Annotated in this window: 13 protein-coding genes; 1 reads left to right on the top strand and 12 read right to left on the bottom strand. The window is 70.2% G+C overall.

The genetic code is table 11. The features are described from left to right. Window positions 1-19: 19 nt before the first annotated feature. From BM43_RS16420 to BM43_RS16380, 9 genes are all read right to left on the bottom strand, one after another. Window positions 20-1,120: an alpha/beta hydrolase family protein gene (locus BM43_RS16420; RefSeq protein ID WP_036054623.1), complete on the bottom strand. Its 1,101-nt coding sequence runs from the start codon at window positions 1,118-1,120 to the stop codon at window positions 20-22. A 148-nt stretch (window positions 1,121-1,268) separates the two neighbouring features. Beyond that, window positions 1,269-2,591 (bottom strand): MSMEG_0569 family flavin-dependent oxidoreductase, encoded by a 1,323-nt coding sequence (locus tag BM43_RS16415; protein ID WP_036054625.1) that lies wholly within the window; start codon window positions 2,589-2,591, stop codon window positions 1,269-1,271. Between the two features lie 51 nt (window positions 2,592-2,642). Continuing rightward, window positions 2,643-2,927: an MSMEG_0570 family nitrogen starvation response protein gene (locus BM43_RS16410; RefSeq protein WP_013689255.1), complete on the bottom strand. Its 285-nt coding sequence runs from the start codon at window positions 2,925-2,927 to the stop codon at window positions 2,643-2,645. A gap of 2 nt (window positions 2,928-2,929) precedes the next feature. Beyond that, window positions 2,930-4,168 (bottom strand): MSMEG_0565 family glycosyltransferase, encoded by a 1,239-nt coding sequence (locus BM43_RS16405; protein WP_036054628.1) that lies wholly within the window; start codon window positions 4,166-4,168, stop codon window positions 2,930-2,932. After that, window positions 4,165-5,151: a sll0787 family AIR synthase-like protein gene (locus BM43_RS16400; protein ID WP_036054630.1), complete on the bottom strand. Its 987-nt coding sequence runs from the start codon at window positions 5,149-5,151 to the stop codon at window positions 4,165-4,167. The genes BM43_RS16405 and BM43_RS16400 overlap by 4 nt, the downstream gene beginning before the upstream one ends. Beyond that, window positions 5,148-5,708, bottom strand: a complete 561-nt coding sequence (locus BM43_RS16395; protein ID WP_013689252.1) for an MSMEG_0567/Sll0786 family nitrogen starvation N-acetyltransferase — start codon at window positions 5,706-5,708, stop codon at window positions 5,148-5,150. The genes BM43_RS16400 and BM43_RS16395 overlap by 4 nt, the downstream gene beginning before the upstream one ends. A 2-nt stretch (window positions 5,709-5,710) precedes the next feature. Further along, window positions 5,711-6,823, bottom strand: a complete 1,113-nt coding sequence (locus tag BM43_RS16390; RefSeq protein WP_017921106.1) for an MSMEG_0568 family radical SAM protein — start codon at window positions 6,821-6,823, stop codon at window positions 5,711-5,713. Next, window positions 6,774-7,787, bottom strand: a complete 1,014-nt coding sequence (locus tag BM43_RS16385; protein WP_036033006.1) for a Nit6803 family nitrilase — start codon at window positions 7,785-7,787, stop codon at window positions 6,774-6,776. Before BM43_RS16385 ends, BM43_RS16390 begins: the two co-directional genes overlap by 50 nt. Window positions 7,788-7,806: 19 nt before the next feature. Continuing rightward, window positions 7,807-8,289, bottom strand: a complete 483-nt coding sequence (locus BM43_RS16380) for an MSMEG_0572/Sll0783 family nitrogen starvation response protein (protein ID WP_013689249.1) — start codon at window positions 8,287-8,289, stop codon at window positions 7,807-7,809. A 381-nt stretch (window positions 8,290-8,670) separates the two neighbouring features. Between BM43_RS16380 and BM43_RS16375 the strand changes: the two genes are divergently transcribed. Then, window positions 8,671-10,062, top strand: a complete 1,392-nt coding sequence (locus BM43_RS16375; RefSeq protein ID WP_036054631.1) for an aminotransferase-like domain-containing protein — start codon at window positions 8,671-8,673, stop codon at window positions 10,060-10,062. A 78-nt stretch (window positions 10,063-10,140) separates the two neighbouring features. On the opposite strand, the gene cyoD is transcribed toward BM43_RS16375, so the two are convergent. The 3 genes from cyoD to cyoB are packed head-to-tail and all read right to left on the bottom strand — an operon-like array spanning window position 10,141 to window position 13,129. After that, window positions 10,141-10,521, bottom strand: coding sequence for a cytochrome o ubiquinol oxidase subunit IV (cyoD, locus tag BM43_RS16370; RefSeq protein ID WP_036054633.1), 381 nt, complete (start codon window positions 10,519-10,521; stop codon window positions 10,141-10,143). Further along, the gene (cyoC, locus tag BM43_RS16365) at window positions 10,518-11,123 is read right to left on the bottom strand and encodes a cytochrome o ubiquinol oxidase subunit III (protein WP_013689246.1); all 606 of its coding nucleotides are present in this window, start codon (window positions 11,121-11,123) and stop codon (window positions 10,518-10,520) included. Before cyoC ends, cyoD begins: the two co-directional genes overlap by 4 nt. Beyond that, window positions 11,120-13,129, bottom strand: a complete 2,010-nt coding sequence (cyoB, locus tag BM43_RS16360) for a cytochrome o ubiquinol oxidase subunit I (protein ID WP_036054634.1) — start codon at window positions 13,127-13,129, stop codon at window positions 11,120-11,122. Before cyoB ends, cyoC begins: the two co-directional genes overlap by 4 nt. Window positions 13,130-13,131 lie beyond the last annotated feature (2 nt).

Raw genomic sequence — 13,131 nt, 5'->3', positions numbered from 1 at the left:
CCGTCCCGGCAATCGCGCTTCAACCCTGCCCGCCCATCGCCGGGCAGGAAGCGGGAATCGGCTGCCCCAGCAGGACCGCCGTGCCGCATTCGGAGGTGAACATGCGCAGGTTGTCGTGGCCGACGCCGGGCACCTCCACCAGCGTCTGCGTGAAATCGGAAGGATGCCGCGCGCGCAGGTAGTCGAAATAAGCCAGCCCGCGCGCGAGCCGGTTCGGTCCCTGGGTCATCGCCGCGCAGGAGCGATCGATGAAGTGCGTGGCGGGATCCGTGTCGGCCGTGCCGAGCAGGTAAACCACGTCGCGCGCCACGTAGCGGCGCTCGAAATCGGCCTTGCCTTGCGCCGTCACATAGGGCGGCGCGCCGTCGAAGCCGTATTTCCAGCGGTTCACGCCTTCGCAATCCGCCGGCGGCGCCGACGCGGCAGCCGGCCGCCGACCGTCGAAATAGAGGTAGCTGGACGGGTTCGCCACCACGTAGCGAACCGCCACGCCCAGCCTGGCGAGCGCCTCGTCGCCATGGCCGACCACCGCGTAGCGCTGCAGCAGTTGCGCGCCGGCCGAATGCCCCGCCACCACCACGCTGCCCAGCGCCGGATAGCGCCGGCGATCGGCGAAGCGCGCCAGCAACGCGTCGAGCACCGCCATCGATCCGAGCGGCGCCGGCTGGCGCGCCGCCTCGCCGGCCTTCCAGCCGCGCTGGGACCAGGCCAGCGTCCGCGGCGGCAAGTCGAAGGCCCGCGCATCCGCGCGCGTCAGGAACTGCGGCGCGACCACCAGCACGTGCTGGCCGGCCTCTCCCGCCTGCGCGATCACCTGCTGCCCCGTGGCCTCATAGACGTCGGCATTCCTGAGCGTGCCGTGCAGCACGATCAGCACGCGCGTGACGTCGGGCGCGGGCGCCTCGAGATCGCGGTTCGCATACACGGGCAGCTCGCCGCTGCCCTGGGCCGTGTCGATATGCAGCCGCTGCGGCGCGACGGCCTTGACCGGCGCATCGAGCCGGGTGGCCTGCCGGCGCGCCGACGCGTCGCCGGGCGGCTGCGCCAGCGCGGCGAGCGTGGCCGACACGAAAGCGACGACGAGGCCGGCACGAAGACGATACGGGGAGGTTCGGAGCATCGGTGGTGGCCCTGGGAGCGCGATTGGAGGATTGAACACCGGATCGAAGCGAAACCCGTCGCCGAAAAATATTTCCTTCCGTTACAGTCCGCCGCCCCGCCTCGCCCGCCTCGCCCGCCTCGCCCGCCGCGCCCGCCGCGCCGCCAACTCAGGCCGTCACGCCCTCGACCGCCGCCCGCGCCGCGTCGGCCGCCGTGCCCGTCATCCCGACGATCCGCTCCACCAGGTACTCCGCATCGCGCGCGATGCCCGAGAAGCGTCCCGATCCCCAGGTATGCAGCCAGGGCAGGCCGACGAAGTAGAGCCCCGGCGCCGCGGTCACGCCGCGCCGATGGGCCGGGTAGCCGCGGCCGTTGAACACCGGCACGTCGATCCAGCCGAAGTCGGGCGTGAAGCCGATACACCAGACGATCGCGGCGATCCCGCTATCGGCCAGGTGCAGCGCCGCGCGCTCGGCGGCCGGGCGCCAGCTCGCTTCGTAGCGCGTCGGCGGCGGCGCCGCGATGCCCTGCTTGGCGATGAAGGCGTCGATGCTGGCGTTGATGCCGTTGTAGGTCTCGTCGGCGCGATCCAGGCACTCGCCCAGGTTGGTGGCGAAACGCAGCGCGCCGTCGCGGTAGTCCTCGAGGCGGCCATACAGCTCCATGCCCTCGGCCGCGAAACGGCGCAGGTCGATATCCCGGCCGCCGTCGCGCCCCGTCACGTAGTGATTGGTGTTGTCGCGCACGCCTTCGCGCAGCGGGTGCTTCTCGACCGGCATCTCGTAGTAGTGCATGTCGGCCAGCCAGTCGACCACGTCGCGGCCGCGATAGAAGCGCGCGCAGCGCGGCGCGTCGCCCACCGCGAGCGTGACGCGCCGCCCGGCCAGGTGCAGGTCCTCGGCGATCTGCGCGCCCGACTGCCCCGAGCCGACCACCAGCACCCCGCCCTCGGGCAGCGCCGCCGCGTTGCGATAGGCCGAGGACTGGACCTGCGCGATCGAGGCCGGCAAGCGCTCGGCCAGGCGCGGCACGATCGGCGTGTGATAGCCGCCCGAGGCCACCACCACCTGGTCGGCCGTGTAGGCGCCGCGCGTGGTGAGCACCCGGTAGCGGCCGTCTTCCTCGCGCGTCACGCGCAGCACGCCGGTGTGCTCCAGCACCGGCGCGTCGACCATCGCGACGAAGCCGTCCAGGTAGTCGATGATCTCGTCGCGGGTCATGAAGCCGTGCGGATCGTCGCCGCGATAGGGATGGCCCGGCAATTGGCACTGCCAGTTCGGCGTGACCAGGCAGAACGCGTCCCAGCGCTGCCGCCGCCAGCCGTGCGTGACGGTTTCCTTCTCGAACACCAGGTGCTCGATGCCGGCCTGCTTCAGGTAGTAGCTGATCGACAAGCCCGCCTGACCGCCGCCGACGACCAGCACGGGGTAATGCGGAATCGCCTCGGGCTGGGCGGACGAGGATTTATCGGAAATCGCGGAAGTCGACATGTTTGGGCTCCTGAAGATGGGCGGGCCGGGTTCCGGGCACGGGCGGCCGGTTCATTCGAGCGCGAGCACGGTCACGCTGGCCTCGGCCTGCTGGCCGAAGCGCTCGGCCAGCGCCTCGATGCGCGCGAGCTCGTCCATCGCGGCCGAGCAGGCGAAGCCGAACTTGGCGCGCACCCGCTCCGAGGCGATCCCGAGCGATTCGCGCGAGCGCGCGACGAAGTCGTCGAGCGGGTACTCGCTGCCGGGCGTGAAGTAGTCGGCGACGACGGTGGACGGCGAATAACAGCGCGTTTCCGTGGCATCGGGCCAGCGGACCCGGAAGTGCATGACGGGCATGATCAGGTTTCCTGTGGTGCGGTGATGAGGGGAGGATCGGCGAGTTCGACGGCCGGCTCGCGCTCGCGCGCTCGCAGCCAGTCCCGGTAGATCGCCAGATGGGCGGCCGCGCTGGCGGCCCAGCCGAAGCGCGCCAGCAGCGCCGGCACCGCCTCGCGGAAATCGGGCAGCCGCCGGCCGTCGAGCGCGTCGCGCAGCGCGGCGGCGATCGAGGCCGGCTCGCCAGGGTCGGCCCACACGGCGGTGCGCGCGTCGAGATGCTCGGTGAAGGGCGCGATGCGCGACACCACCACCGGCCGCCGCGCCGCCAGCGCCTCGAGCACCACCAGCCCGAAGCCCTCGCGCAGCGAGACCATCGACACCACGTCGGCCGCATGCAGCAGCGCGACGACCTGCGTGTCGTCGAGCGTGCCCGTCGCCACCACCGCCTCGCCGGCGCCGATCTTCAAACCCAGTTCGGCAGCGCGCGCGACGAAGCCGCGTGTATAGGCATCGTGGTCGAGCAGGCTAGCGCCGCCGGCGATCACCAGTTGCATGCCCGGTTGCGCGCGCCGCAGCAGCGCGAAGGCTTCGAGCAGGGCGCGCGTGTTCTTGCGCGCCTCGATGCCGCCGATCGCCAGCACGATCGGCCCCGCCTCGCGCAGTCCGAAGCGCCGGCGTATCGCATCGATATCGGCCGCGCGGGCGCTGCCGAAGCGCTCGACATCGACGCCATTGGCCACCTGCAAGACCGCCACGCCATGCTCGTCGCGCATCCGCGCGGTCCATGCCGCGCTCACGCACAGCACGCGATCAGCATCGCGCCAGGCGCGCCGCTGCCAGGCGGCCAGGCGCGGATCGGCGAAGGTATCGAGATGATGGACGGTGCGCAGGAAACCCGGGATCGCGCCTTCGGCCTTCCATTCGGCCAGCGCGTTGCCGCTGATGCTGTCCTGCGCGTGCAGCACGTCGAAGCCGGCCAGCTCGCGGCGATCGAAGGCGGCACGGATCGCGGCGATCCGCGTGGCCACCATCGACACCGTATCGGCAGCCTGCGCCCGCGTGTGCGCCAGCACCACGCGATAGGCCTCGCCTTCGCCGTCGCGGCGGAACATCCGCTCGCACGGCCCGGCCGGCGCCACCACGCTGACCTCGTGCCCGGCCGCGCCGAGCGCGCGCGCCAGTTCCAGCGTATGAACCACGCCGCCGCGCGGATTCACCGAATGCGTGAACAGCCCGATCCGCAGGCGCGCCGCGCTCATCGCGCCGCTCCCGGCGCGGCGCCGATGAAGGGCGTCTCGCGCAGGTCCCACAGGCGCCCGGTTTCGCTGCCTTCGGCAAGCACCAGCTCGCGCGACGCGTCGACCACGCCGATCGGCGCGCAGGCCAGACCGCGCGCGACGAAGCGCTCGACTACCTGCGCCACCCGCGCCTCGCGCACCGACAGCAGGAAGCCGTAGCTGGGAAAGGCGCCGAGCCAGCGATCGAAATCGACGCCCTCGGGACGCGGCACCGCGTCCAGATCGATACGCGCGCCGACCTGCGAGGCCTCCAGCAGCATCAGCGCGGTGCCCAGCAGGCCCGCCATGCTGATGTCCTTGGCAGCCTCGCACAGGCCGTCCTCGGCCAGCGCCGGCAGCAGTTCCAGATCGCCGCGCAGCCGCGCGCCCGGCGCGCCCACCGAGGCGTTCCAGAACGGATAGGGATCCTCGAAGCGCCCGCGCAGGTCGACAGCCATCAACAGCCGGTCGCCGGGGCGCGCCGCGAAGCTCGACAACAGCCGGCGCGCGCGGCCGAGCACCGCCACCGCGAGCTGCGCGCTGCCGGCGCGCGCATTGCTGTGGCCGCCGACGATCGGCACGCCGTAGGCGGTCGAGGCAGCGGCCATGCCGTCGAGCACGGCGCGCGCGGCGTCGAGCCCTTCGCTCCAGAGCGCGTCCACCACCGCGATCGGCCGGCCACCCATCGCATAAATATCGCTGAGGTTGACCATCACGCCGCTGTAGCCGGCGAACCAGGGCATGGCCTCGACGAAGTCGGCCACCAGCCCCTCGATCGCGAACAGCAGGTAGCCGTCGCCATCGGCGATCGCCGCGCAGTCGTCGCCCACCGCCACCGCCTGCGCGAGATCGGCCGCGCCGTTCGGCAAGGCCCGCGCCAGCGCGCCGACCACGCCCGCGATATCGGTCTTGTGCGCGAAACCGCGGCTGGCGCGCAGCCCGGCAATCCGCTCGGCGAGGCTCATCGCGCGCCTCCCGCCGGCATCACGAAACCCGCGTACGGCGTGGCGCAGGGCGGGTAGTGAGCGAGATCGGCCAGCATGCGGTGATGCAGGCGCCCGTGCAGCATCTCCTCGCCGAGCGAGCGCCAGTGCAGGCGCTCGAACAGCGGCACGTTCTGCACCTGCACGTGCGCGTGGAATTCGCGACAGCCCAGCGCGTGCGCGCTGCTCACCGCGAGCCCGATCAGGGTGGTGCCGATGCGGCCGTGATTGCGGAACGCGGCATGCACCGCCAGCCGCGAGCCGAGCCAGACGCCCGGCGCCGTTTCGTGGATGCGCACCGTGCCCACCACCTGGTCGGGCAGGCCGGCGCAGCCACTCACGGCCACCAGCAACTGCGCCGTGTCGTCGGCCTCGTCGCGATCGTCGCCGACGAACACGCCCTGCTCGACGCAGAACACCGCGCGGCGCAGCCGATAGGCCTCCCCGATCTCCCAGGGCAGCGCCGCCCACTTGATCCGGTATTCGGCGGGCCGGTAGGCCAGCGCCGCGCCGCTCTCCCACATCGCGTCGCAATCCATGCTCAGGCCTCGTAGGTCGACAGCGACGAGCAGGCGCCGCATTTCCCGCAGCCGGCCTTGATGTCGGCCGAGCGCAGCCCCGCCGCGCCCAGCATCGCGCCGAGCGGCGCCAGCACCTCGCGCATGAAGGCCGGCGACGGCGCGGGATGGCTCTCCAGCGGCGTGCCGCTGATCGGCACGAAGGGCACCACGAAGGGATAGACGCCGCGCGCGATCAGGTCCTCGGACATCGCCAGGATCGCCTCGGGCGTGTCGCCGAGGCCGGCCAGGATGTAGGTGCTGACCTGCCCGCGCCCGAACACCGCCACCGCCGCGTCGAAGGCGTCGAGGTAGCGCGACAGCGGCACGCTGGCCTTGCCCGGCATGATCCGCTCGCGCACCGCCGGCGTGACGGCCTCCAGGTGCATGCCGAGCGTGTCGATGCCGCTGGCCTTCATGCGCGCGAACCAGGCGTCGTCGTCGGGCGGCTCGCACTGGCCCTGGATCGGCAGGTCGACGGCGGCGCGGATCGCGAAGGCGCTGTCGCACAGGATGCTGGCGCCGCGGTCGCTCGCGGCCGGCGTGCCGGTGGTCAGCACCATGTGCTTCACGCCGTCGAGCAGCACCGCCGCGCGCGCCACTTCCGCCAGTTGCTCGGGCGTCTTGCGCGCGATGGTGCGGCCCGCCGCCAGCGACTGCCCGATCGAGCAGAACTGGCACATCTTGCGGCGGCTCTCGTAGCGGATGCAGGTCTGCAGCACCGTGGTGGCGAGCACGTCGGCGCCGTGCAGCGTGGCGATCTGCGAATAGGGCACGCCGTCGAGCGTCTGCAGCGCGTAGAAGCGCGGCTGCGCCGGAAAGCGGATCTCGGCGATCGGGATGCTGCCGCGCGTGAGCGTGCTGGCGCCGAGCGCGTCGGGCGCGCCCGCCACGTAGGGCGAATCCCAGGCGGTGCTGGTATGCACCGGCACCATCACGGTCACGCCGTCGACCGTCACGGCCTTGTGGTCCGAGGGCCCGGCGCCGCCGCGGCGGCTCGCGACGCCGGCCTTCGGGTCGACCAGGCGCAGCCCGACCGATTGCAGCTCAGTGATCAGTTGCCGGCTCTGCACCGACGGTTTCGCGATGGCGTTCATCGACAGCTCCTGCGGGGAAGGGATAAGCCGGCGCCATGGCCGTGACGGGCATGGCGGGCCGGTCGTTGATGGCGAGACTGAGCAGCTCGGGCCGCGCGTAATGGCCGACCGAATCCATCATCCGCTTGCGCTTGGTGATCAGCGACAGGTCGAGGTCGGCGATCACCAGGCCCTCGCCCTCGCGCAGCGGCTCGGCCAGGTGCTGGCCCTCGGGCGAGACGATGGCGCTGTGGCAGCCGCCGCGCAGCGCCTTCTGCAGGCCCGGGTCGGGCGTGATCGACTCGATCTGCGCGTCGCTGAGCCAGCCGGTGGCATTGACCACGAAGCAGCCCGATTCGAGCGCGTGATGGCGGATCGTCACGTCGATCTGCTCGGCGAAGATCGGCCCGACCAGCGAGCCCGGGAACTGCGCGCAGTGGATCTGCTCGTGCTGCGCCATCAGCGCGTAGCGCGCCAGCGGGTTGTAGTGCTCCCAGCAGGCCAGCGCGCCGACGCGGCCGACCGCCGTGTCGACCACCCTGAGCCCGGCCGCGTCGCCCTGCCCCCAGATCATCCGCTCGTGGAAGGTGGGCGTGAGCTTGCGGCGCTTGAGCAGCAGGCTGCCGTCGGCGTCGAACACCAGCTGGGTGTTGTAGAGGCTGCCGTGGTCGCGCTCGTTGACGCCGAGCACCACCACCATGCCGTGCCGCCGCGCGCGCTCGGCCACCGCCTCGGTGACCGGCCCCGGCACCACCACCGCCTCCTCGTAGAGCCGCATGTGCTCGGCGCCGGAAGCCACCGGCGGGCGCACGAAGGAGAAATACGGGTAATACGGCACGAAGGTTTCCGGGAACACGATCAGCTGCACGCCCTTGGCGGCGGCCTCGTCGATCGCCGCGCAGACCTTGTCGAGCGTCGCGGCGGCGCGCGCCAGATCGGGAGCGATCTGGGCGGCGGCCGCGCGAATCACGGATTTGTCGCTCATGCTGGCTCCCGCGCGTGGCTCAGACGGTCCAGGTGTGGATGATCAGCGCGTCTTCCTTGCGGTGGAGCAGCTGCAGGTCGAGCACGTCGAGCGGGTTGATCGGGCGGATGCCCTCGATCAGCGAGGCCTCGCCGTGGCCATAGAGGGCCTGCAGCGCGAAGCGGCACGCATAGACCTTGCCGCCTTCCTCCATGAACTTCAGCAACTGCTTGTTGAAGTTCAGGTGGCCGGGGAAGGCCTCGTCGCCGAGCGTGGGGAAGCCGCGCTGCAGGCCCAGCGTCACGCCGGGGCCGTACAGCAGCACCGAGGTCTCGAAACCCTTGCGCTGCAGCCGCGTGGCCTGCAGCAGGTTGACGAAGCCGATCGAGCCTTCGAAGGCGACCGTGTGGAAGGTCACCAGCGCCTTCTCGCCCGGCTCCGCCTTCACGTCCTCGAATACCTTCTCTTCGTAATCGACCAGCACATCGCCTTTCTGGTGTTGCGGGTGGTTGACGGCGGGCATCGCGTTCTCCATGTGTCGGTGAGGGTGTCGGGTGCTCGGGCGGCTGCCGCCCGCACGCCATTGCTCACGCAACCGCCATGCCGCCGCGCCGCGCCGCGATGCGATCACCATCCGATCATCGAGAAGGCGGGGCCGCAAAACGCGCGATCGTCCCCCGTGCCGGGTGCGCCGGCGCGGTGCCCGGCCCCGCGCCGCGCCGCCGGCGCGCACCGCGCTGGCGCAGCGCGATGCGCCTCGTGCGTGCATGCCTGCATCAAAAACGATCTGTCACCCGATCAATGCGATCGATTTCGATTCGGCATCCGATCGATTTTTTTTTCGCGAGGATTCGCGTGTTAACGTCGGGCGCATCGAGGTCAACCGCCTGCAGGGACGCCCGCCATGGATCACTCGCTCGCCCATTGGTCGAAACGGCTGGCCGAAAGCCGCCAGCCCGCCTATCTGCTGATTCCGGAACTGATCGAGGAGGACGTGGCGGTGGGCCGGCTCAAGCCGCGCGACCGCATGCCGGGCCTGCGCGAGCTGGCCGACGTGCTGCGCCTGAACTACACCACGGTGGCACGCGCCTACGCCGAGGCGCGCAAGCGCGGCCTGCTCGACAGCCGCGCCGGCAGCGGCACCTTCGTGCGCGGCCCGACCCAGACCTTGCCGCTGTCGGGCGGCGGCAGCGTCGAGATGTCGATGAACATGCCGCCCGAGCCGCCGGCGATGGCCCCGCGCCTGGCCGAATCGGCCGCCGCGCTGCATGCGCGCGCCGATCCCTACCAGTTGCTGCGCTACCAGGATTTCGGCGGCGCGCCCGCCGATCGCGCCGCCGGCCGCGCCTGGCTGGGCCGCCGGCTGCCGGGCTGCAACGGCGACGCGGTGCTGGTCTGCCCCGGCATCCACAGCGCGCTGGTGGCCCTGGTCTCGCTGCTGGCGCGCCCCGGCGACACGCTCGCGCTCGACGCGCTGGCCTATCCCGGCATCAAGGCGATCGCCTCGCAGCTCGGCGTGCGCCTGCAGGCGCTGCCGCGCGACGAGGACGGCCCGCTGCCGCATGCCTTCGAGTCGCTCTGCAAGAGCCACAAGCCGGCCGCGTTCTACTGCAATCCCACCCTGCAGAACCCCAGCACGCTGACCCTCCCCTTCCACCGCCGCGAGGCGCTGGCCGACGTGGCGTTGCGCTACAACGTGCCGATCGTCGAGGACGACGCCTACGCGATGCTGCCGCAAGGCGCGCCGCCGCCGCTCGCGCTGCTCGCGCCCGAGCTGACCTACTACGTGACGGGCATGTCGAAGAACTTCGGCGCGGGGCTGCGCATCGCCTATCTGCTCGCGCCCTCGGCGCGGCAGGCGCAGCGCATCGCCGGCGCGCTGCGCGCCACCACGGTGATGCCGAGCCCCTACACGATGCTGCTGGCCACCCAGTGGGTCAACGACGGCACCGCGCTGGCGATGCTGGAGGCGATCCGCGCCGAGGGCAGCGCGCGCATGGCGATCGCCGCCCAGGTGCTGCGCGACTGGCGCTTCGACGCGCATCCGAACGGCTTCCACCTGTGGCTGCCGATCCCCGCCGAGTGCCATCGCTTCGCGCCCGAGCTGGCCCAGCAGTTGCGCAATCGCGGCGTGGCGGCGGTGGCGGGCGCGGCCTTCTCCACCGACGGCGACCCGCCCAATGCGATGCGCCTCTGCCTGGGCGGCCCGCAGACGCCCGAGGACTGCCGCGAGGCGCTGCGCCTGGTGGCCGACGCGCTCGGCGATCCGCATCACCTGGCCACGCCGACCATCTGAGTGGCGCGCGCATGAAAAAAGGCGCAGTGCCCGCGGGCAATGCGCCTTGGCAACGACCGCCGTGTCAGCGGCGAAAACTCAGTCCTTCGCCATCGCGCGCTCGATCGTGATGTGCGTCGGCATCATGTTGACGTTGGCATTGTGGATCACCCACAGCGAGAGCCCGACGATCACGGCGATCAAAAAGCCCGTGCACAGGAAGATGCCCGTATTGGCACGCTGGCTGCGCGCCGTGCCGATATGCAGGAAGTAGAACAACTGCACGATCAGTTGCGCGACGCAGGCGATCACGATCGCGGCCAGGCCCCAGCCGCGCGGCACGATGTCGGTCATCACCGCGCCGAACGAGACGAAGGTCAGCAGCACCGACAGGATCATGCCGATCACATAACCCCTGAGCGTGCCGTGCGAGGCATCGTGCGCGTGATGCGCGGCGTGCGCGTGGGACGTGGGCTTCATACGAACTCCCGCAGGTAGACGAAGGTAAACACGCAGATCCAGACCAGGTCCAGGAAGTGCCAGAACATGCTGAGGCAGGCCAGGCGACGCTGCACCATGCCGTTCAGGCCGAACTTCCAGACCTGGTGCATCATCACGCCGATCCACAGCAGGCCGCAGGTGACGTGCAGGCCGTGGGTGCCCACCAGCCCGAAGTAGGCCGACAGGAAGGCGCTGGTATGCGGGCCCGCGCCGTCGGCCACCAGCTTGGCGAACTCGTGCACTTCCATGCCGATGAAGCCGGCGCCGAACACGAAGGTGATCGCCAGCCAGGCGATCACCGCGCCGCGCCGGCCGGCGTTCATGGCCAGCATCGCCAGCCCGAAGGTGAAGCTGCTGACCAGCAGCAGCATGGTTTCGCCGAGCACGTAGTCGAGCTCGAACAGGCCCTGCCCGGTGGGGCCGCCGGCCGTGGCGTTGGCGAGCACCCCGAAGGTCGCGAACAGCGTCGCGAAGATCAGGCAGTCGCTCATCAGGTAGATCCAGAAGCCGACGGTGGTCTTGCCGCCGTCGTCGTGGTGGCCATCCTCGTGGCCGTGCGCAAGGGTCTGGGCGCTCATCATGCGACCTCGGTTTCGTTGAGCGGCACCACGGGAACGTGACGCCGCAGTTGCGCGAAACGCGCGTTCTCGATCCGCTCGACTTCGGCGGCGGGGACGTAGTAGTCGGTGTCGGTGTCGTAGCTGCGCGCGATGAAGGTGACCACCATGCCGATCAGGCCCAGCACCACGAACGGCCACATGTGCCAGACGAAGGCGAAGCCGAACACGGCGCTGAACGCGGCGATGATCACACCCGCGCCGGTATTGCGCGGCATGTGGATGTCCTCGTACTGCGTCGGCTGGCGATAGGCGCGACCGCTGTCCTTGTCGTCCCAGTGCTGCTCGACCGAGGTGATGGTCGGCACGATCGCGAAGTTGTAGAACGGCGCGGGCGAGGAGGTCGACCACTCGAGGCTGCGGCCGTTCCAGGGATCGCCCGTCTCGTCGCGCAGTTCGTGGCGGCGGCGCACGCTCACGGTGATCTGCACCAGCATCGCCAGGATGCCCATGCCGACGAACACCGCGCCGACCAGCGCGACCACCAGCCAAGGGTGCCATTCCGGCACCGAGTAGTGGTTCATGCGGCGCGTCATGCCCTCGAAGCCGAGCACGTAGAGCGGCGTGAAGGCCAGCCAGTAGCCGATCAGCCAGCACCAGAACGAGACCTTGCCCCAGAACTCGTCGAGCGTGAAGCCGAACACCTTGGGGAACCAGAAGCTGATGCCGGCCAGGCAGCCGAACACCACACCGCCGATGATCACGTTATGGAAGTGCGCCACCAGGAACAGGCTGTTGTGCAGCACGAAGTCGGCGCCCGGCACGGCCAGCAGCACGCCGGTCATGCCGCCCACCGCGAAGGTGATCATGAAGCCGATGGTCCACAGGGTCGCGCTGTGATAGCGGATCCGGCCGCGGTACATGGTGAACAGCCAGTTGAACAGCTTCACGCCGGTCGGGATCGAGATGATGGTGGTCATGATCCCGAAGAAGGCGTTGACGTTCGCGCCCGAGCCCATCGTGAAGAAGTGGTGCAGCCAGACGAAGAAGGACAGCACGCCGATCGAGGCGGTGGCATAGACCATCGACTTGTAGCCGAACAGCGGCTTGCCCGAGAAGGTCGCGATGATCTCCGAGAAGGCGCCGAAGGCCGGCAGGATCAGGATGTACACCTCGGGGTGGCCCCAGACCCAGATCAGGTTGATGTACATCATCGCGTTGCCGCCGAGCTCGTTCGTGAAGAAGTGCATGCCCAGGTAGCGGTCGGCGGTGAGCAGCGCGAGCGTGCCGGTCAGCACCGGGAACACGGCGACGATCAGGATGTTGGTGATCAGCGCGGTCCAGACGAACACCGGCATCTGCATCAGCTTCTGGGTCGGCGCGCGCATGCGCAGGATCGTGACGATGAAGTTGATGCCGGTCAGCGTGGTGCCGAGCCCCGATATCTGCAGGGACCAGATGTAGTAGTCCACCCCCACCGTCGGGCTGTAGCCGAGCTCCGAGAGCGGCGGGTAGGCCACCCAGCCGGTGGCCGCGAAATCGCCGACGAACATCGAGACCATCACCAGCCCCGCGCCCACCACCGCGAACCAGAAGCTCAGCGAGTTCAGGAACGGATAGGCCACGTCGCGCGCGCCGATCTGCAGCGGCACCACCACGTTCATCAGGCCGATGATCAGCGGCGTCGCCACGAAGAAGATCATGATCACGCCGTGCGCGGTGAAGATCTGGTCGTAGTGATGCGGCGGCAGGTAGCCGGCCGCGTCGTTGTTGGCGATCGCCTGCTGCGCGCGCATCATGATCGCGTCCGCGAAGCCGCGCAGCAGCATCACGATCGCCATCACGATGTACATCACGCCGATCTTCTTGTGGTCGACCGAGGTGAACCATTCGCGCCACAGGTAGGTCCATTTGCCCGCGTAGGTGATCGCGCCGAGCAGGGCCGCGCCGAGCACGAGCACCACGGCCAGGGTGCCCATGATGATGGGTTCGTGCCAGGGAACGGCATCGAGTGTGAGCTTTCCAAACATGA

Source organism: Burkholderia gladioli, from assembly GCF_000959725.1.
Classification (GTDB): Bacteria; Pseudomonadota; Gammaproteobacteria; order Burkholderiales; family Burkholderiaceae; genus Burkholderia; species Burkholderia gladioli.
This window is presented reverse-complemented; position numbering and strand designations above follow the sequence as displayed.

What these genes read in the sequence shown, in the direction of transcription:
- BM43_RS16420 (WP_036054623.1), bottom strand. Translation starts at nt 1,120, where the DNA reads ATGCTCCGAACCTCCCCGTATCGTCTTCGTGCCGGCCTCGTCGTCGCT.
- BM43_RS16415 (WP_036054625.1), bottom strand. Translation starts at nt 2,591, where the DNA reads ATGTCGACTTCCGCGATTTCCGATAAATCCTCGTCCGCCCAGCCCGAG.
- BM43_RS16410 (WP_013689255.1), bottom strand. Translation starts at nt 2,927, where the DNA reads ATGCCCGTCATGCACTTCCGGGTCCGCTGGCCCGATGCCACGGAAACG.
- BM43_RS16405 (WP_036054628.1), bottom strand. Translation starts at nt 4,168, where the DNA reads ATGAGCGCGGCGCGCCTGCGGATCGGGCTGTTCACGCATTCGGTGAAT.
- BM43_RS16400 (WP_036054630.1), bottom strand. Translation starts at nt 5,151, where the DNA reads ATGAGCCTCGCCGAGCGGATTGCCGGGCTGCGCGCCAGCCGCGGTTTC.
- BM43_RS16395 (WP_013689252.1), bottom strand. Translation starts at nt 5,708, where the DNA reads ATGGATTGCGACGCGATGTGGGAGAGCGGCGCGGCGCTGGCCTACCGG.
- BM43_RS16390 (WP_017921106.1), bottom strand. Translation starts at nt 6,823, where the DNA reads ATGAACGCCATCGCGAAACCGTCGGTGCAGAGCCGGCAACTGATCACT.
- BM43_RS16385 (WP_036033006.1), bottom strand. Translation starts at nt 7,787, where the DNA reads ATGAGCGACAAATCCGTGATTCGCGCGGCCGCCGCCCAGATCGCTCCC.
- BM43_RS16380 (WP_013689249.1), bottom strand. Translation starts at nt 8,289, where the DNA reads ATGCCCGCCGTCAACCACCCGCAACACCAGAAAGGCGATGTGCTGGTC.
- BM43_RS16375 (WP_036054631.1), top strand. Translation starts at nt 8,671, where the DNA reads ATGGATCACTCGCTCGCCCATTGGTCGAAACGGCTGGCCGAAAGCCGC.
- cyoD (WP_036054633.1), bottom strand. Translation starts at nt 10,521, where the DNA reads ATGAAGCCCACGTCCCACGCGCACGCCGCGCATCACGCGCACGATGCC.
- cyoC (WP_013689246.1), bottom strand. Translation starts at nt 11,123, where the DNA reads ATGATGAGCGCCCAGACCCTTGCGCACGGCCACGAGGATGGCCACCAC.
- cyoB (WP_036054634.1), bottom strand. Translation starts at nt 13,129, where the DNA reads ATGTTTGGAAAGCTCACACTCGATGCCGTTCCCTGGCACGAACCCATC.